At 70.9% G+C, this 18441-nt stretch carries 15 protein-coding genes, 1 tRNA gene and 1 pseudogene; 8 read left to right on the top strand and 9 right to left on the bottom strand.

The window, feature by feature from the left end; all coding sequences use genetic code 11:
• Window positions 1-20: 20 nt before the first annotated feature.
• Window positions 21-674 carry an ANTAR domain-containing response regulator gene (locus ASC99_RS10495; RefSeq protein WP_057230554.1) on the bottom strand — a complete coding sequence of 218 codons (654 nt, stop codon included), beginning with the start codon at window positions 672-674 and terminating at the stop codon, window positions 21-23.
• Window positions 675-772: 98 nt separating this feature from the next.
• On the opposite strand from ASC99_RS10495, the gene ASC99_RS10490 reads away from it, so the two are divergent.
• A tRNA-Leu gene (locus ASC99_RS10490) sits at window positions 773-845 on the top strand.
• Between the two features lie 152 nt (window positions 846-997).
• On the opposite strand, the gene pyk is transcribed toward ASC99_RS10490, so the two are convergent.
• Window positions 998-2428 carry a pyruvate kinase gene (pyk, locus tag ASC99_RS10485; protein ID WP_057230553.1) on the bottom strand — a complete coding sequence of 477 codons (1431 nt, stop codon included), beginning with the start codon at window positions 2426-2428 and terminating at the stop codon, window positions 998-1000.
• A gap of 248 nt (window positions 2429-2676) precedes the next feature.
• Here pyk and ASC99_RS10480 point away from each other — a divergent pair, with 248 nt between their 5' ends.
• Genes ASC99_RS10480 through ASC99_RS10470 form a run of 3 tightly spaced genes read left to right on the top strand, consistent with a single transcriptional unit; the run spans window position 2677 to window position 5801 of the window.
• Entirely contained in the window at window positions 2677-3756 is a 1080-nt protein-coding gene (locus ASC99_RS10480; protein WP_063857054.1) for a hypothetical protein, read from the top strand.
• 13 nt (window positions 3757-3769) lie between these two features.
• Window positions 3770-5377 carry an extracellular solute-binding protein gene (locus ASC99_RS10475; RefSeq protein ID WP_235502455.1) on the top strand — a complete coding sequence of 536 codons (1608 nt, stop codon included), beginning with the start codon at window positions 3770-3772 and terminating at the stop codon, window positions 5375-5377.
• Window positions 5364-5801: a hypothetical protein gene (locus ASC99_RS10470; protein WP_157531468.1), complete on the top strand. Its 438-nt coding sequence runs from the start codon at window positions 5364-5366 to the stop codon at window positions 5799-5801. The genes ASC99_RS10475 and ASC99_RS10470 overlap by 14 nt, the downstream gene beginning before the upstream one ends.
• A gap of 18 nt (window positions 5802-5819) precedes the next feature.
• Here the strand turns inward: ASC99_RS10470 and ASC99_RS10465 are convergent, their stop codons facing one another.
• Window positions 5820-8588: an AAA family ATPase gene (locus ASC99_RS10465; RefSeq protein WP_057230545.1), complete on the bottom strand. Its 2769-nt coding sequence runs from the start codon at window positions 8586-8588 to the stop codon at window positions 5820-5822.
• 225 nt (window positions 8589-8813) lie between these two features.
• Between ASC99_RS10465 and ASC99_RS10460 the strand changes: the two genes are divergently transcribed.
• The 3 genes and pseudogenes from ASC99_RS10460 to ASC99_RS40320 all read left to right on the top strand — a co-directional run.
• A complete protein-coding gene (locus ASC99_RS10460; protein WP_057230543.1) occupies window positions 8814-9473 on the top strand; it encodes a LuxR family transcriptional regulator in 660 nt (219 codons plus the stop codon).
• Window positions 9474-9625: 152 nt separating this feature from the next.
• A pseudogene (locus ASC99_RS10455) lies at window positions 9626-11236 on the top strand (bifunctional UDP-sugar hydrolase/5'-nucleotidase); the annotation flags it as partial.
• A gap of 1 nt (window position 11237) precedes the next feature.
• Window positions 11238-11539 (top strand): 5'-nucleotidase C-terminal domain-containing protein (locus ASC99_RS40320; protein WP_235583024.1); only part of this gene is annotated, 302 nt, incomplete at its 5' end.
• 68 nt (window positions 11540-11607) lie between these two features.
• On the opposite strand, the gene ASC99_RS10450 is transcribed toward ASC99_RS40320, so the two are convergent.
• Both ASC99_RS10450 and ASC99_RS10445 read right to left on the bottom strand, forming a co-directional pair.
• The gene (locus tag ASC99_RS10450; RefSeq protein WP_057230538.1) at window positions 11608-13071 is read right to left on the bottom strand and encodes an MFS transporter; all 1464 of its coding nucleotides are present in this window, start codon (window positions 13069-13071) and stop codon (window positions 11608-11610) included.
• A gap of 54 nt (window positions 13072-13125) precedes the next feature.
• Window positions 13126-13536, bottom strand: coding sequence for a DUF3291 domain-containing protein (locus ASC99_RS10445; RefSeq protein ID WP_057230536.1), 411 nt, complete (start codon window positions 13534-13536; stop codon window positions 13126-13128).
• 125 nt (window positions 13537-13661) lie between these two features.
• Here ASC99_RS10445 and ASC99_RS10440 point away from each other — a divergent pair, with 125 nt between their 5' ends.
• Entirely contained in the window at window positions 13662-14312 is a 651-nt protein-coding gene (locus ASC99_RS10440) for a MerR family transcriptional regulator (RefSeq protein WP_057230534.1), read from the top strand.
• A gap of 11 nt (window positions 14313-14323) precedes the next feature.
• On the opposite strand, the gene ASC99_RS10435 is transcribed toward ASC99_RS10440, so the two are convergent.
• Genes ASC99_RS10435 through ASC99_RS10420 form a run of 4 tightly spaced genes read right to left on the bottom strand, consistent with a single transcriptional unit; the run spans window position 14324 to window position 18439 of the window.
• Window positions 14324-15652, bottom strand: a complete 1329-nt coding sequence (locus ASC99_RS10435) for an NAD(P)/FAD-dependent oxidoreductase (RefSeq protein WP_057230532.1) — start codon at window positions 15650-15652, stop codon at window positions 14324-14326.
• A 54-nt stretch (window positions 15653-15706) separates the two neighbouring features.
• A complete protein-coding gene (locus ASC99_RS10430; RefSeq protein WP_057230530.1) occupies window positions 15707-16420 on the bottom strand; it encodes a 4'-phosphopantetheinyl transferase superfamily protein in 714 nt (237 codons plus the stop codon).
• On the bottom strand, window positions 16417-16665 hold the full coding sequence (locus ASC99_RS10425; RefSeq protein ID WP_057230528.1) for a hypothetical protein: 249 nt from the start codon (window positions 16663-16665) through the stop codon (window positions 16417-16419). The genes ASC99_RS10430 and ASC99_RS10425 overlap by 4 nt, the downstream gene beginning before the upstream one ends.
• Window positions 16652-18439: an acyl-CoA dehydrogenase family protein gene (locus tag ASC99_RS10420; RefSeq protein WP_057230527.1), complete on the bottom strand. Its 1788-nt coding sequence runs from the start codon at window positions 18437-18439 to the stop codon at window positions 16652-16654. Before ASC99_RS10420 ends, ASC99_RS10425 begins: the two co-directional genes overlap by 14 nt.
• Between the last annotated feature and the right edge of the window lie 2 nt (window positions 18440-18441).

Here is an 18441-nt window from a genome sequence, read left to right as displayed (position 1 = left end):
GGGCCCTTCGTGCTGTCCGGTCAGGCCTCGGTGGGCTCGGCCTTCTTCTTGTCCTGGGCGACGCCCTCCTCGATCACGGCCTCCGCGACGGCGGCCATGGTCATCCGGCGGTCCATCGAGGTCTTCTGGATCCAGCGGAAGGCGGCGGGCTCGTTCAGCCCGAACTTGGTCTGCAGCACGCTCTTCGCGCGGTCGACCAGCTTGCGGGTCTCCAGGCGCTGGGTGAGGTCGGCGATCTCCTCCTCCAGTGTGCGCATCTCGGTGTACCGCGAGACGGCCATCTCGATCGCGGGCACCAGGTCGCTCTTGCTGAACGGCTTCACGATGTACGCCATCGCCCCGGCGTCCCGGGCCCGGTCCACCAGCTCACGCTGCGAGAACGCGGTCAGCATCAGGACGGGAGCGAGGTTCGCCTCGTGGATCCGCTCGGCCGCCGACAACCCGTCCAGGATCGGCATCTTCACGTCCAGGATCGCCAGGTCGGGCCTGAGCTCCTCGACCAGCCTCACCGCCGTCTCGCCGTCCCCGGCCTCGCCGACGACGGTGTACCCCTCTTCTTCCAACATCTCCTTGAGGTCGAGACGGATCAGGGTCTCGTCCTCGGCGATGACAATGCGGGTGATCTGGGGCAAGTCGGTGTCAAGCGGCTGGGCCTGCTCGTCGGCGGTGCTCACGGGGCTCCTCGTTCCGGCGGGGTGCTGCATGCACGAGCCTACCTAGACACGGTATGTTTGGTCGCACAGGGTCGGGGGCCACCTTCGATTCTGCGGGCGCCCCGGTAGCCCAGCGGTAGAGGCAGTGGTCTCAAACACCATCCAGCGTGGGTTCGAATCCCACCCGGGGCACTTTTCCTTCATTTCCAAGGTCGCTGACCTGTTCGCGGATCTTCACTCTTCTGAGCGGCGCGATCCCTGTCGGACCCTCTCGGCGCACGACCGGCGCAACTACTGACGGTGCGGCACCCCTGAGGGGTGCCGCACCGTCGGCCGTCGATCCGTCAGTTGTCGAGTTCGCCGACGTGGTGGACGCGGACCAGGTTGGTGGAGCCGGCCAGGCCGGGGGGTGAGCCGGCCGTGATGACGACGATGTCCCCCTTCTGGCAGCGGCCGAGCGAGAGCAGCTGGGCGTCGACCTGGGCGACCATCTCGTCGGTGGTGGAAGCGAACGGGCCCAGGAAGGTCTCGGCGCCCCAGGTGATCGAGAGCTGGCTGCGGACGGCGGGCTCGTAGGTGAAGGCGAGCACGGGGATGGGTGAGCGGTAGCGGGTCAGGCGGCGGGCGGTGTCGCCGGACTGGGTGAAGGCGATCAGGTACTTGGCGTTCAGGAAGTCGCCGATCTCGGCTGCCGCGCGGGCCACTGCGCCGCCCTGGGTCCGGGGCTTGTTCCGCTCGGTGAGCGGGGGCAGGCCGGCCGCCAGGGTGTCCTCCTCGACCGCGGTGATGATCCGGGACATCGTCTTGACGGTCTCGACCGGGTACTTGCCGACCGAGGTCTCGCCGGAGAGCATCACCGCGTCGGTGCCGTCCAGCACCGCGTTGGCGACGTCGGAGGCCTCGGCCCTGGTGGGGCGGGAGGCGTTGATCATCGAGTCCAGCATCTGGGTGGCGACGATCACCGGCTTGGCGTTCCGCTTGGCCAGCTTGATGGCCCGCTTCTGCACCAACGGCACCTGCTCCAGCGGCATTTCGACGCCCAGGTCGCCACGGGCGACCATGATGCCGTCGAAGGCGTCGACGATCGACTCCAGGTTGTCGACCGCCTGCGGCTTCTCGATCTTGGCGATGACCGGGACGGACCGGCCCTCCTCGGCCATGATCCGGCGGACGTCCTCGATGTCCTTGCCGCTGCGGACGAAGGAGAGCGCGATGATGTCGGCACCGGTCCGCAGGGCCCAGCGCAGGTCGGCGACGTCCTTGTCGCTGAGCGCGGGCACCGAGACGGCGACGCCGGGCAGGTTGAGGCCCTTGTGGTCGGAGATCAGCCCGCCCTCGGTGACGATGCAGTGCACCCGGGGGCCGTCGACGTGGGTGACCTCGAGGCAGACCCGGCCGTCGTCGACCAGGATCCGTTCACCGCGGGACACGTCGTTGGCCAGGCCGCGGTAGGTGGTGCCGCAGATGTCGCGGTCACCGATCACCCCGTCCTCCACCGAGATGGTGAACTCGTCGCCGCGTTCAAGGAGTACGGGCCCCTCGGCGAAGGTGTCGAGTCGGATCTTCGGACCTTGGAGGTCCACCAGGACACCGACGCTGCGGCCGGTCTCGTCGGAGGCCTTGCGGACCCGGCGGTAACGCTCCTCGTGTTCGAGCTGGGAGCCGTGGCTGAGATTGAAGCGGGCGACGTCCATGCCGGCCTCGACCAGTGCCTTGATCTGGTCGTACGAGTCGGCGGCGGGCCCGAGAGTACAGACGATTTTTGCTCGGCGCATGGCACCGAGCCTAGGCATTACCGAGACGTAACATCGACGTTCCGGCCGACTTCACCATGGCGATTGTTGAACGATTGGGTGAACGATGTGACACGCCGTGAGTTCGCTTGGGCCAGGCCCTGATTGGGGTTCTGATGCGGTTCCGTGAAGGCCTGTTCACCCCTGGTTCATCCTCACTTCGCACTCCGCTCCCGGCCGGGCGGGACGCTCAGGGTCCTGAACTGCCGCTCAAGGGGGAAGGGTTGGCGATGAGAAGAGTCATCGGCGTGCTGGTGGCCGTGGGACTGCTGTGCGGGGTGGGCTATGTGGTCTTCCTGAACAGCAACGGTGGGGCCGACCCGAAGCGGGTCCAGGTGCTGATCGGTTCGGAGAAGGCCGAGTTCTTCGACGACCCGGCGGTGGCTGCCGAGTTCAAGGCGAACGGGTTGGACGTCCGGCCGCAGACCATCGGCTCCTGGTCGATGGCCAGCGCGGATCTGAAGGACGTCGACCTGGCCTTTCCGTCCAGCCGGGGCCCTGCCGAGGAGATCGCGAAGAGCAAGGGCATCACCGCCGAGCCGGTCCGGCCGTTCTACTCGCCGCTGGTGGTGATCGCGCACAAGGCGGTGGCCGACGTCCTCCAGAGCAACGGCCTGGCCGAGCACGCGGAGACGAACCCGTGGAAGCTGCGGATGGGGCCGTACCTGGATGCGGTCAAGAACAACCGGAAGTGGTCGGACCTCAAGAACACCGCCGGACACGCCGATCTGTCCGGTGAGATCTACCTGACCACCACCGATCCGCGCACCTCCTCCTCGGGGGCGCTGCACCTGGCCGCCGTCTCGTACCTGGCGAACGGTGAGCGGGTGGTGGCCGACGACGCGGCGGTGGCCGGGGTCGCGCCGCTGCTGAAGAAGCTGACGGACAAGCAGGGCGACCAGAAGACCAGCTCCGACGGCCCGTTCAGCGACTTCAAGTCCGGTGTCGGCAACCCGCTGGTGCTGGTCTACGAGTCCCAGGTGGCCTCGCTCAAGGCGCACGGGATTCCGATGGGTGACCTGGTGGTGCTCTACCCGGACACCACCGTATGGAGTGACCACACGGCCGTCGGCTTGACCCCGGAAGGCCGGAAGATGGCCGAACTCCTCCGGGACAGCCCGAAGCTGCGGGCACTGGAAGCCCAGCACGGCTTCCGGCCGACGGCCGACCAGGCGGCGTTCGCCAAGGCCCTGGAGGGGCGCGAGGGGCCGACCTTCGCGGCGGATCTGACCGTGGCGCAGATCAAGCAGGCCCAGGTGGCAGCCGTCCCGATGCTGGCCAGGCTGGTCGAAGCGGCGAAAGGCAAGTGAGATGAGGACAGCGATGCTCCGAAGGATCGTTCCGGCCCTGCTGACCTTGGCCTTGGCCGCGACCGCCTGCACCAGCGAGCCGGCCACGCCGGACCCGGCCCCGAACCCGTCCAAGGACGGTGTGCTGCGGGTACTGGCGGGCAGTGAACTCCAGGACATGGCACCGGTGCTGGCCGAGGCGAAGAAGGTCACCGGGGTCAGCGTGGAGTTCACCTGGACCGGTTCGCTGGACGGTGCCGACACCGTCGCGGCCGGTCAGGCGGACGCCAAGTACGACGCGGTCTGGTTCCCCTCCAACCGCTACCTGCGGCTGGACACGGCCGCCAAGGGCAAGCTGCTCTCCGAGACGCCGGTGATGACCACGCCGGTCGCGGTCGGGGTCCGCTCGGGCATGCTCAGCGAGCTGGGCTGGGGCGACGGTTCGCAGGTGACCTGGGGTCAGCTCGGGGACGCGGCGGCGGCCGGGAAGCTGTCCTACGGGATGGCCGACCCGTCCCGCTCCAACTCCGGGTTCTCCGCCCTGGTGGCGCTGGCCTCGGCCTTCTCCGGGGCCGGCTCGGCGCTCTCGGACGCGGACGTCAGCAAGGCGGCACCGTCGCTCCAGCGGTTCTTCTCGGGGCAGCGGCTCACCTCGGGCTCCTCCGGCTGGCTGGCCGAGGCGTACCAGAAGCCCGGCCAGAACAAGGTCGGCGCGCTGGTGAACTACGAGTCGGTGCTGCTCTCGATGAACCGGACGCTGCCCGAGGCCGACCGGCTGACCGTGATCCGGCCGGTGGACGGGGTGATCTCGGCGGACTACCCGCTCTCGCTGCTGGCCTCGGCCGGGCAGCCCGCACAGGACTCCTTCCAGCGGCTGGCCAAGTACCTGACCACGGCCGAGACCCAGCAGAAGATCTCGGCGGCCACGCTGCGCCGCCCGGTGACACCCAACGTCACCCCGGCCGCCGGGGTGCCGACCGACCTGCGCCGGGAGCTGCCCTTCCCGGGCAGCCGGGCGGTGGCCGACGGGCTGCTGTCGACCTACCAGAACGATCTGCGCCGACCGTCCAGGACGGTCTACGTGCTGGACACCTCGGGCTCGATGAAGGGGCCCCGGCTGGAGGCCCTGAAGACGGCGATGACACGGCTGACCGGTCTGCAGGATCCGCGCGGGGTACGGCGGTTCCGGGAGCGGGAGGAGGTGACCCTGATCGAGTTCGCCTCGAAGGTGAAGTCGGAGCGGACGTACACGGTGCCGGACAAGGCACCGGCGGCGGAGCTGGCCCGGATCGAGTCGGACGTCCGGGCCATGCAGGCGAACGAGGGGACGGCGGTGTACAGCTCCCTGCGGGAGGCGTACGAGCTGCTCACTCGGCAGCAGGCGGCGGCCGGCGACGACCGCTTCACCTCGATCGTGCTGATGACCGACGGGGAGAGCAACGAGGGGATGAAGGAGGCGGAGTTCCGCGGCTGGTTCGGCGGCCTGACCGAGCGTCAGCGGGCCGTGCCGGTCTTCCCGATCCAGTTCGGGGACGCGGCCAAGGCGCAGCTGCAGGGCATCGCGGAGCTGACCGGCGGCAAGCTGTTCGACGGTACGGGCTCCCTGGACGGGGCGTTCGAGGAGATCCGTGGCTATCAGTAGGGTGCTGGCGTACCTGGAGTCGAAGCGCAACCTGGTCGGCTGCGCGGGCGGAGCAGGTGGGCTGGGGCTCTACTTCGCCGGGCTGACCGGCAGTTGGGGTCCGGCCGTGGTGGTGGCGATGTACCTGGCGGGGGCGATCGTGGTGCCACCGCCGCCCCCCGGGCCGAAACCGGCCACGGAGCTGGCCGCGCTGGCGGAGCGGGTGGCCTCGATCGGGCTGCCGACCTCGGTGGGCGCGGAGTCGCTGCTGGCGGCGCTCGGGGCGGCCGATCAGCGCCTGGTGCAGCGGATCGTGGGCTGGGAGCTGCCGGTGGCACTGGACGGTTACGTCCGGGCCCGCTGCTGGGAGGCGCTGGCGCCGGGCGGGGTGGACCCGACGGCGACGCTGAAGGCGGAGGTGGACCGGCTGTCGGGGCTGCTCTGAGGTAGCCGGCGGGATCGGTCAGGCGCTGTCGGACAGCCGGGCGGCGATCTCGGCCCGGCGGCGGATGCCCAACTTCCGGAAGCTGTTGGTCAGATGGGTCTCCACGGTGCGCAGGGCGAGATGCAGCAGTTCGGCGATCTCGGGGTTGGAGTGGCCTTCGGCGGCCAGTCGGCAGACCCGCTGCTCGCTGTCGGTGAGGGCCTGGGCGCCGGTGTGCCGCTGCTTGGCCGGGCGGGCCCCGGACTCCAGCAGGAGTTCGGTGCCGACCGCCACCAGCCGTAGTGCGCCGATGTGTTCGGCCAGCGTGACCGCTTCGCGCAGGGTGTCCCGGGCGGCGGCCCGACGGCCGCTGCCGAGCAGCAGCCGGCCGAGGCTGATCAGGGCGGGGACCAGCTCCGTCTCGAGGCCGTCGACGCGCAGCAGTTCGACCGCCTCACCCGCGGTGGTCAGCCCCGGTCGGCCGCCGGTGGCGGCGCCGAGTGCGCGCAGGGCGCGGCCGATGGTGCGGGGCGTGTCCCAGATCCTGGCCAACCGGAGTTCCTCGGTGGCGAGTTCGGCGGCCGCGCCGGGCCGGCCGAGCAGCAGGTGGCAGTCGGCGGCGGCGGACCGCCAGGGGGTGACGATCGGGCTGATCGCCCGGCGTTCGTCCTGCCGTCGGCCGCACTCCTGGAGGTCGGCGAGGGCCGCGGCGGGGCTGCCGGTGCCCAGCCGGAGCAGGCCGCGGGCGTAGAGCAGTTCGTTCCACTCCCACGAGCGCTCGCCGCCTTCGGGGGTCTCCGCCACGGCGGCGTCGGTGAGTTGGCGGGCCTCGGCGAAGCGGCCGGTCTCCAGCAGGGCGAGCACGGCCTGCGAGGTCAGGTGCGAGTTGTTCAGGGCGAGCACGCCCAGGGGGTCCTCGGCACAGGTCAACTCGGCGAGCAGCAGGGCGTACTGACCGCGCATCATCCGGCTCTCGGCGCGGACGCTGAGCAGGCACTGGTAGGCGGGGTGCAAGGGGGTGCCCCGGTGGGCGGCCAGCCCGTCGGCCACCAGCCGGTCGGCGAGCGGGAGCAGGTCGGCCCACTGGGCCAGCGTGGCGGCAGTGGCGTTGACGTAGCTGCGGGAGAAGGTGTCCAGCGCCCGGGTGGTCAACTGCCCGATCCGCTCTGCGGTTTCGGCGGCGGACAGCAGTCCGCTGGTGGCGCCGTACTCGGTCAGCACGCCGAGGGCGGCCGGGGCCAGGCCGTCGGGGGCGCGGGCCTCGATCCGGCGCAGCCCTTCGACCACCTGGAGCCAGCTGGCGCCGTCGTGCGAGGCGATCAGGGCGGCGGCGGCGTGCACGGCGCGGGCCAGTTCGGGGCGGTCGGCGAACCGTTCGGCCAGGTCCTCCATCGCCTCGAGCGCGGCGGCGGTCTCGCCGCGGCCTGCCAGTGCCGAGCCGAGCGCGTTGGCGGCTTCGAAGATCGTCTCGTCGGACTGGTGCAGGCGGACCGCCTCGGCCAGGTGCCGGGTGCCGGTGATTGATTCGGGTGGACCCAACGTGACTTCCTGGCAGCCGAGTTCGACCAGTACGGTGCCGCGTCGGTAGCCGGTGAGCGGCTCGCGCAGGGCCCGGCGGAGCAGCCGGACGGCGTGGGTGGTCCGCCCGGTGCGCTGGGCGGTGCGGGCCGAGCCGATCAGGACGTCGGCGGCCCATTCGGTGCCGCAGACCTCGGTGTGCAGCAGGTGGTCGGCGATCAGGTCCTCGGACTCGCCCCGATCGTAGAGCAGTGCGGCGAGCCGGTGGTGCACCTCGGCCCGGCGTTCCTGGCTCCAGTCGGCCAGGACGGCGGTGCGCAGCCAGGGGTGGGCGAACTCGTCGAGGTGTCCTGCGCTGCCGTCCTGGAGCATGCCGTGGGCGCGCAGTCCGTGCAGCCAGTCGGCGACCCGGCCGGTGCTGTCGCCGGCCAGGGTGGGCAGGTCGGCGCTGCCGGTGGGGTGGCCGGAGAGCTGGGCGAGCATCCGGGCGGCGACGGCGACGGGTTCGCCCGCGGCCCGTAGCCAGTGGCCGACCGCGTCCTGGAAGGCTCCGCCCGGGGTGTCGCCGAGCGGGTGTCCTGGCCCGCCGAGTTCGGTGAGCAGCGCGTACAGCAGGGCGTGCAGCAGCAGGGGGGTGCCGCCGGTGGCACGCAGGCAGTCGTCGACCAGGTCGTCGGGGGCCGGGCCGCCGAGCCGGGTGCTCAGCAGTTCGGCGACTCCCCGGCGGGTGAGCGGGCCGATCCGGTGCGGGTGGACGGTGCCGGCCGGGAGGTCCTGGCCGAATCTCGGGGCGCGGCCGGTCCGGCCGGGTTGCCGACGTTCCGTCACCACGGCCAGTACGGGCAGGCGTTCGAGCCGACGGCCGAGCTGGCTGAGCCAGCCGAGGGACGGGGCGTCGGCGTGCTGGATGTCGTCGACGAGCAGCAGCAGCGGGCGGCGGGCGGCGTGTTCGCGGAGCAGTTCCCAGGGTGCGGCGCCGTCCGGTCCCGGGCTGAACGCGATGCCGGTTCCGGCCAGTTGGCGGGCGGCGGCGTAGGGGTGGGCGGCTTCGTCGGCGGCGCAGTTGGCGCGCAGGACGGTCATCGGGCGGGCGGCCTCGGAGTGGGCCAGGGCGTTCAGCAGGGCGCTGCGGCCGACGCCGGCCGGGCCGGTGAGCAGCAGCAGGCTGCCCTGGCCGTGCCGGGCGCGGTCCGCCAGCCGGGCCGCCTCGTCCAGCACGGTGCGTCGTTCGACCAGGTCGGGTCCGAACCCGTACTGGCCGGTGCACGCCGCCGCGGCACTGCTGTTCATCTCTGTTCGCCCTCCCCTTCGCGCCCGTTCGGTACCACGGGCCGACCCGGTGGAACGGTGACCCGGACCGTCGGCCGATGGCTGTGAGCTTGCTCTCAACGGCCGATCTCGTGGTCAACCACGATGGTAGGCCCGGACCGCTCGCGGTGAGCATGGGGCCGGGGTGGGGCGTGGATACGACCGTTCTCCCCGTTGTCCGGGCACAGAGAACAGCAGGGGGAAGCCGTGACCATCGAGTACGTCGCCGAGACGCTCCGAGCGCCGTCCGTGGTCCGGGTCCTGATCCAGGCCACCGATCCGATCTCGCACGCCGGGGCGGTCAGCCAGCTCCGGCTGTGCGCCGGTCTGGAGCTCGCCGAGAACGGCGAGGGCGGCCCGGGGTCGGTGGCGGTCCTGGTGGCCGAGACGGTGGACCGGGCCGTGACCGGGACGCTGCGGCGGCTGGTGCACCTGGAGGAGTACCGGGTGGTGCTGGTGGTGGATCAGATCCGGGAGGCCGATCTGCTGGAGGCCGTCGAGTGCGGGGTCTCGGCGATCCTGCGGCGGCGGGAGGCGACGGCGGAGCGGCTGGAGCAGGCCGTACTGGCGGCCGCGCGCGGCGAGGGCGACCTACCGGGCGACCTGCTCGGGCGGCTGATCACCCAGATGGGACGGCTGCAGCGGAGCGTCCAGGGGCTGCCCGGCTTCACGCCGCCGGGCATCTCGGAGCGCGAGTCGGACATCCTGCGACTGGTCGCCGAGGGCTGGGACACCGGCGAGATCGCGAGCAAGCTCTCGTACTCGGAGCGCACCGTCAAGAACGTGCTGCACGGCCTGACGAGCCGTCTGAACCTGCGCAACCGGGCCCACGCGGTGGCCCACGCACTGCGCGAGGGGTACATCTAGACCCTGCCTGTGGGCGGGCGTCACGTGTGGGTCTTCTACTTCTCACCTGCTGGAAACGTGCTGGGGGCTGTTCGGCGCGGGTTTTTGCAGGCAGACTTCTACGCGCGTCACACCTCTGCTGACGGACCGTCCGCCCCACGTTGGAGTCGTCCATGCCTCTGAACCGTCGTGACTTCGTCGCCCGCTCCGCGGTGACCGCCGCCGGCGCGGCCCTGACCGGCGGGCTGCCGCTGCTGACGGCCGCCCCGGCCGCCGCCGCGCCCGCCGAGCAGCGCGGCAAGGCCCAGAAGAAGCAGACGTTCACCGTGCTGGGCACTACCGACCTGCACGGCCGGGTGCTCAACTGGGACTACTTCACCGACGCCGAGTACGACGACAAGGCGCACAACGACGTCGGCCTGGCCAAGATCTCCACGCTGGTGAACCAGATCCGCGAGGAGAAGGGCTGCCACCGCACCCTGCTGATCGACGCCGGTGACATCATCCAGGGCACCCAGCTCACCTACTACTACGCCCGGGTCGAGCCGATCACCGGCAAGCGTCCGCCCAAGCACCCGATGGCCGCGGCGATGAACGCCATCGGCTACGACGCCGCCGCCCTCGGCAACCACGAGTTCAACTACGGCATCCCGACCGTCCGTGCCTTCGAGGAGCAGCTGGACTTCCCGCTGCTGGGCGCCAACGCGCTGTTCGCCAAGGACGAGAAGCCCGCCTTCCCGCCGTACGTGATCAAGGAGCTGCATCTCGGCCACGGCCGTCCGCTGCGGGTGGGCATCCTGGGCCTGACCAACCCGGGCATCGCGATCTGGGACAAGGCCAACGTGGCGGGCCAGATGATCTTCCCCGGCATCGTGGAGATGGCCAAGAAGTACGTGCCGCGGATGAAGGCGGCGGGCGCGGACGTCATCGTGGTCTCGGCGCACTCCGGCATCGACGAGCCGACCACCTACGGCGACCAGCTGCCCTGGCCCGAGGACGCCTCGGGCGAGATGGCGGAGACGGTGCCCGGCATCGACGCGGTGCTGGTGGGCCACACCCACAAGGAGGTGCCGCAGCGTCTGATCGTCAACAAGGAGACCGGGAAGACGGTCGTGCTCTCCGAGCCGCTCTGCTGGGCGCAGCGGCTGTCCTGCTTCGACTTCGAGGTGGAGTTCTCGCGCGGCCAGTGGCACGTGACCTCGCTGACCTCGCGGGTGCTGAACTCGAACACGGTGCCGGAGGACCCGGCGATCGTCGAGCTGCTCAGCGCCCAGCACAAGAAGGTCGTGGAGTACGTCAACCAGGTGATCGGCACCTGCAAGGCCGAGCTGTCGATCGGTGAGGCCCGCTTCAAGGACGTGCCGATCATCGACCTGATCGGCCGGGTCCAGGCGGACACCGTGAAGGCGGCGCTGGCCTCCACCTCGTACGCGAACCTGCCGGTGCTGGCTCAGGCCGCGCCGTTCAACCGGACCGCGCGGATTCCCGCGGGCGAGGTCAAGCTGCGGGACGCGGCGGGTCTGTACATCTACGAGAACACCCTGGAGGCGCGCGTTCTGACGGGCGCCCAGATCAAGGCGTACCTGGAGTACTCGGCGAAGTACTTCGCCCAGCTCGCCCCCGGTGACGCGATCAACCTGGACACGCTGACCAACCAGGCGAACACGCCGGACTACAACTTCGACTCGGTGTACGGGGTTTCGTACGACATCGACATCTCGCAGCCGGTCGGCTCGCGGATCGTCAACCTGTCGTACGAGGGCAAGGCGGTCGACCCGGCCGCGNCGGTGTACGGGGTTTCGTACGACATCGACATCTCGCAGCCGGTCGGCTCGCGGATCGTCAACCTGTCGTACGAGGGCAAGGCGGTCGACCCGGCCGCGAAGTTCGTGCTGGCGGTGAACAACTACCGGGCCAACGGCGGCGGCAACTTCCCGGGGGTGGCGTCGGCGCCCCTGGCCTGGGCGGACTCGGACGAGATCCGGAACACGATGATCTCCTGGGTGAAGGCCAAGGGCGTCATCGACCCGACCGAGTTCGGCGGCGGCACCTGGCGCCTGGTCCGGGCCGGGGTCCCGCTGTTCTAGCCACTGCCGTCGGGGCAGAGCCGAGCGGGCCCGGGGCGTGATCACGCCCCGGGCCCGCTGACGTCTGCTCAGACCGCGACCGGTGCGGGGGCGTCGGCCTCCGCCGGTACGGGCTCGGCGGCCGGCTGGGGATTGCGCGGGATGGCCAGCGCGCACAGGCCACCGAGCACCACCACCGCCACGCCGACCCAGACCGCCGGGTGCAGGCCGTCCGCGAAGCCGGCCGGCGAGGCCATCGTGCCGTGGGCGGTGAAGACGCTGCTGAGCACCGCGATGCCGAGTGCACCGCCGATCTCCCGGACGGTGGTGTTGGCGCCGGAGGCCTTGCCCCGGTGCTCGGGACCGACCGCGCCGAGCACCACGGCGGCGGTCGGGGCGATCGCGAAGCCCATCCCGGCGCCCGCCACCAGCATCCCGCCGACCAACTGGGAGTACGGGGTGTCGGCGGAGGCGACCAGGTTGATCCAGGACAGGCCGACCGCCTGGAGGAAGAGGCCGAGCGCCATCAGCCGCCCGCCGCCCACCCGGTCGGTGAGCGCGCCGGCGATCGGGGCGATCACCATCGGCATCAGGGTCCAGGACAGCGTGAGCACTCCGGCGTGCAGCGGGGTGCGGGGCGGGGCGATCTGCAGGTACTGGGCCAGGAAGAAGATCGAGCCGAAGACCCCGAAGTACATCGAGGCGGAGACGATGTTGGTGAGCGTGAACGCCCTGACCCGGTAGAACCGCAGCGGCAGCAGCGGGTGCTCGACCCGGCGCTCCCAGGCCACGAAGGCGGCCAGCAGCACGGCAGCCGCGACGAAGGCCGTGACGATCCGGCCGTCGGTCCAGCCGTCCTCGCTGCCGTTGACGATGCCCCAGACCAGCGCCAGCAGACCGGCGGTGGCCAGCACCATGCCGAGCAGGTCGAGCCTGGCCCGCTCGCCACGGCTCTCCTGCACCACCGCGAGCACCAGCGGAACGGCCACGATGCCGACCGGGATGTTGATCCAGAAGATCCACTCCCAGTCCAGCCCCTCGACCACCGCGCCGCCGACCACCGGGCCGAGCGCGATCGCCAGGCCGCTGACGGCCGACCAGAGGCCGAGCGCCAAACTGCGCATCTTCTCGGGCACCGCGTTGGAGAGCAGGGTCAGCGAGAGCGGCATGACGGCTGCCGCGCCGAAGCCCTGGATCGCCCGGGCGGCGATCAACTGGCCGCTGGTGTCGGCGAGTCCGCAACCGATCGAGGAGAGCGTGAACAGCACGATGCCGAGCGTGAAGACCCTGCGGTGCCCGAACCGGTCACCGAGCGCGGCACCGGTCAGCAGCAGGCAGGCGAAGCTCAGGACGTAGGCGTTGACGAACCACTGCAGGTCCTGGGTGTCGGCCTTGAGGTCGACCGCGAGGGTGTGCAGCGCGGTGGAGACCACCAGGTTGTCCAGCGCGACCATGAACATCGGCAGGCTGCACGCGACGATCACCAGCCAGAGCGGGAACTTGCGTCCGACGGCTGTGCCCGCCGGGGCCGGACGGCTTTCGGGGACGGACATGGCAGGGTTCTCCCTTTCGAGCTTCGGGGCTTTCGGGACGGAGCGGGGCGGGTGCTACTCGGCGGCGGCGTCGAGGCGCTGCTGCTCGGCGATCCGGTTCTTGGCGTCGGCCCAGTCGATCGGCAGCTGCTCGGCCGCGACCTCCCAGAAGACGAAGGTGGACGTCTTGGTCACCGCGCGCAGCGAGGTCATGATCGAGTGGTGCGGTTCGGTCTTGGCGTAGGTGTAGAGGGCCTTGCGGTCCTCCCAGGCGGAGAGCGTCCAGAAGACGCCCTTGAGCGGCTGGGCGATCAGCGAGGCGCCCACGGCGCCGGGGGCGCGGCGCACCTGCCGCCAGGCGGACAGCGACTTGAGGAAGAAGCGCGGGGAGTGCCGGAGTGAGCTGACCTCCAGGCGTGAGGCCATCACCAGGATCTGCGCGTCGGGCTGGGGGGCGTTCGGGGTGGTCCAGGGGAGCGTGGGCATGACGACGGCCTCTCGGTGGTACCGGTACGGGCTTACGCGCAGGGGTGATGCGACACTGTTGGAGTGTGGCACTATCTATATTAGACAGTAGAGCTACCCAATTTTCCAGTGGAGAGCGGAAACGGATGCGGATCTCGGAGTTGAGCCGGCGCAGTGGCGTCCCCGTGGCGACGATCAAGTACTACCTGCGGGAGGAGCTACTGCCTGCGGGCGTGGCCACCTCGGCCACCCAGGCCGAGTACGACGACCACCACCTGCGCCGGCTACGGCTGGCCCGGGCCCTGATCGCGGTGCGCGGACTGTCGGTGTCCACCACCCGCGAGGTGCTCCGGGCGCTGGACGAACACTCCACCGACCTCCACCTGCTGTTCGGCCTGGCACTCGGGGCCGTCGTCCCCACGGACGAACCGGACTCCCCCTCCGACCAGCCGCAAGAGCCCACCCCCGCCGACGAGTTGATCTCCGCGCTGGGATGGGAGATCAGCGAGAAGGCTCCTACCCGCGCCACGATCACCGACACCATCCACACCCTGCGGGAGCTGGGCCTGCCGGCCGACTGGCAGACCCTGGTCCCGTACGCCCGGCTGGCCGAACGGACGGCCGACCTCGACCTGGCCCAACTGGAGGACGCGGAGGACCCGTTGGAGCGGGTCGAGCGCGCCGTCCTGCTCACCATCCTGCTCGAGCCGGTGCTGCTGGCGCTGCGCAGGATGGCTCAGGAGAACGAGTCCGCCAAGCGGCATCCCCGGCCTGACACCGGCCCTGACACCGACTGAGGCCCGCCGTCTCAGCCCTGGTCGCCGTCCAGCTCCCGGAGGAGCTGGGCGGCCGCCTCGGCGCCCGAGGAGAACGCGGCCTCGTGCGAGCCGATCTGGTCGTGGTAGAGCTGCTTGGAGTGGAAGTAGGAGCCCGCCAGCTTGACCCGGGTGCCCTCGTTCACCTGGTAGATGGTCTGCTGCAGCCGCCGCAGGTCGAGGTCGATCACCGGGTGCGAGTAGCTCAGCTCCCGGATCACCAGCTCCTCGCGCAGCGCCCGGGGGTAGTCCAGCGTGACGAAGTAGTCCTGCTCGGCCTCGAAGCCGTGCAGCCGGTTCATGTAGTACGCCACGTACGGGCGGGTCGCACCGGCCACCGTCACCTTGCCGTAGTTCCAGTTGTCCCAGCGCTCCCGGTCGCCCGGCATCGCGGTCGCGTCGGTGTGCAGGATCGCGGTCGAGGAGTTGTAGCGGATCTTCGCCAGGGTGTTCCGCTGCACGTCGTCCGGGTTGGCGAGCAGCTCCCTGGCCTGGTCGCCGTGGGTGGCCACGATCGCGTAGTCGAAGCGCTCGGCGCCGTTCACGGTGGCCACGGTGACCCCGTCCGGCTCCTGGCGGACGCCGGTGACCGGCTCGGCCAGCCGGAGCTTGGGGTCGATCGCGGCGATCGCCTTGCGGACGTAGCTGATCGAACCGCCGCTGACGGTCCGCCAGTCCACCCGCTTGCCACCGAGGCCGCCCTCGTCGTGCGCCATGAAGAAGGCGATCACGGTGGTGGCGGGCATCTCCCAGATCAGCTCGGCCGGCACCGACCAGACGGCGGTGCAGAGCAGGATCACGTAGCCGTACCGGAACTCGTGGCTGTAGCCGCCCCGGTCCAGGTACTCACCGAGCGGCAGGTCGGTGCGCTTGCGGAAGAAGTCCTTGCGGCCCTCCTCGTGGAAGCGGCGGGCCTCGCGCCAGATGGTCCGGAACTCCTCCGAGTAGCGGCTGTTCACCTCCTCCTCCGGCAGGCCCATCTCGGCGGTGCCGTACTGCAGGCCGCTGTCCAGGTCGAAGAAGTTGAAGCCGCCGAGGTGCTGCTTGGTCTCCACGCCCAGCTCGGCGAAGAACTTGGTCAGGTTCGGGTAGCTGGGCTGGTTGAAGACCACGAAGGCGGTGTCGATGCCGAGAGTTCGGCCGTTCTCCTCCACCTCGATGGTGTTGGCGTGGCCGCCGGGCCGGTCGTCCTGCTCGAACAGGGTGATCTCGGCGTGCTCCCGCAGCCGGTAGGCGGCGGAGAGGCCGGCCACACCCGCGCCGATCACCGCGACCCGGGGCTTGCGGCCGAGCGGACGGGCGGGGGAAGTGCTGCTGGACATGGAGGCTTCCTCACTGTGAGCGGGGTGTCGGAGCTGGGGGTGTCGGAGCTCGGGTCAGCTGACCCAGGTGCGGTGCAGGCGCCCGGCCACGCCGTTCTCGACCACGGCGGCGAGCACGAACCCCGGGGCGGGGTTGACCAGTTCGAAGCGCCAGCGGGACGCCTCACCGGCCGGCAGGGTCGGATCGGTCAGCCGGATCGGCGCCCGCCAGGGCGCCGAGAACGCGAAGCCGTCCAGCTCCCGGCGCAGGCCGGTGCCGATCGCCTTCAGGTAGGCCTCCTTGAGCACCCAGTAGGCGGCCACTCCGGTCGCCAACCCGGCGGTCAGATGGGAGAGTTCACCCCGCTCGGCGGGGGCGAACCAGCGCGGCAGGTGGGTCACCGCGTCCGGCCGGGCGGGGGTGCGCTCGACGTCCACCCCGCAGGACCCGCCCTCGGTGACCAGGCAGGCCACCAGGCCGTCGGTGTGCGAGAGGTTGAACCGCAGCGCGTGCCCGTCCGGTTCGGGCTCGGGACGGCCGGCCGGGCTGGTCCGGAACCGCCACTCCCCCACCGGCCTGCCGTCCCGGTCGCTCAGCGCGTGCCGGGACAGCAACCGGGCCCCGAGGAACCGGCGGCGGGCCGCCTCGGTACGCTGCCGGGCCATCCGCAGCCGCTCCTCCCTGGTCAGCAGCGCGTCACCGCCGTAGCGCTCGGCGAACCGGTCCACCGACGCCTCGGCCAGCAGGTACAGGTGGCCGTCGATGCCCACGGGTAACTGGCCGTTCACGGGCGCACCCGGTAGGGAGTCGCCGGGCGCTGCTCCTGCGGCTGCGCCAGTGCGCCCAGGCCGAGCAGGTGCTTGAGCCACTCGTCCATCGACTGCCGGAAGCCACTCCGGCAGGCCGGGCAGACCTTCAGGGTGTGGTCCAACTGCTCCTTGCCGAAGCGCCGTTGGCAGCCGTGGCAGATCGCGGTACGGGCCTCGGTGCGGGCGTGGGTGCGGTGGGCCTGGTCGGTCTCAGCTCTGGGCATGGCGGGCTCCGGTCCGGGTCGCGAGCGGGAACTGCCAGTAGGAGAACAGCCGGTTCTCCTGGTGCAGGTGCCGCAGCACCCGCATCACCTCGTCCACCACCGCCGAGCCGGTGACCGGCTCGTGCGGGTTGAACAGCCGGTGCAGTCGCTCCAGTTGGAGCAGCAGCAGGGCGCCGCTGGGCAGCGGGTCGTCCAGCGCCTCGTGCGAGTGCACGAAGGTGTGCAGGCAGGCGGCAGTGGCGTGCAGCGTGCTGTACTGCTTGGCCAGGTCGAAGAGTTCGGCCGACTGGCCGTACTCGCGGCCGAGTCCGTCCCGCAGCTCGCCGGCCTGCCGGTGGATCGCCTCGGCCCGGCCGAGCAGCCCGGCCGCCACCTCGACCGACCTGTTCAGCCAGACCTGCTCCTCGCCCTTGGCCTCGGCGGCCAGTTCGCGCAGCCGGTCCAGCGAGCCGGGCGCGGCCAGCAGCGCGTCGTCCTTGCCGCGGCTGAACAGCTCCTGGTCCCACGGGCGGTAGAGCGGCAGCTCCCGGTCGATGCCGTACAGCTGCGGGACCCGCTGCTCCGCGGCGGCCCGGGCTGCGGTGTCCTGCGCGGCGGTGCCGAGCAGGCCGTCCAGCTGGAGGGCGATGTTCTTCAGGTTCACCACGGTGTTGCCGTCGGCGAAGATCGCCACCAGCAGGTCGCGCAGCATCTTCTGGTAGATGCCGTAGTGCGGGTGGGCCCGCAGGTAGAGCCGGGCCCCCAGCACGATGTTCAGCTGGGCCATCGAGCGCTCCAGCAGGGTCGGCACGAAGTACTTGGCCACCGAGGACCACACGCTGGTCTGCTCGGGCACCACCTGGAGGCTGCGCACCGCGCCCAGGCTGACCGCGTCGGCGATCATCAGGTCGGCGAAGACCTCGGTCAACTGCCGCCGGGAGTACGGGATGTCGCTGACCTTCTTGCCGAAGATCTCGCGCTGTTCGGTGAAGTCCAGGGTCACCCGCAGCGCGGTGTCCACCGCCGCGAGCGCCATCGAACCGATCGTGGTGCGGGCCACCTGGGCGCTCTTCAGCGCGATCTCCAGGCCCTGCCCCTGGTGGCCGAGCCTGGCCTCGTCCGGGACGAAGACGCCGTCCAGCCGGATGCCGCTCATGTCCAGCGCCCGCAGGCCGTGCAGGCGCTCGTTCGGGAGCTCCTCGACGGCGCCGGCCGGGGTGTTGCGCTTCTCCACCAGGAAGATGGAGTAGCCGGCCGGGCCGCCCTTGGGGTCGGTCCTGGCGAAGACGCTCACGCCGTCGGCGACCGTGGCGTTGCCGATCAGCCACTTCTCGCCGGTCAGCAGGTAGCCGCCGTCCACCTTCTCGGCGCGCATCTCGTTGCCGAGCACGTCGCTGCCGTGGTGACGCTCCGACAGGCCCCAGGCCAGCTTGCTGCCCTGCTTCATCAGGTCCACCACGTACTGCTTCTGCTGGTCCGTCCCGGCGATCCAGGCGGGCATGAAGCTGAGGCTGGTGAGCATCAGGGCGGTGGCCGAGGTCGGGTCGCGGCGGGCGATCAGGCGCAGCAGGTTGAAGCCGACCTCGACGTCACCCGCCTTGCCGCCCTGCGCCTTCGGGATCACGTACTCGTGCACGCCCCAGCGCTGGAGCAGGTTGACGAAGGCGTAGGGGAACTCCTCCCGTTCGTCGTGGTCGAGGATCTGGTCGAACGGCATCAGGCTGCTCGGGTCGTGCGGGTCTCCGAGGTGCGCTTCGAGCCGCGCGGCGAGCTCGGTCAGGTCTGCCTTCGGCACGG

It is taken from the genome of Kitasatospora sp. Root107, from assembly GCF_001424875.1.
Taxonomy (GTDB): domain Bacteria; phylum Actinomycetota; class Actinomycetes; order Streptomycetales; family Streptomycetaceae; genus Kitasatospora.
This window is presented reverse-complemented; position numbering and strand designations above follow the sequence as displayed.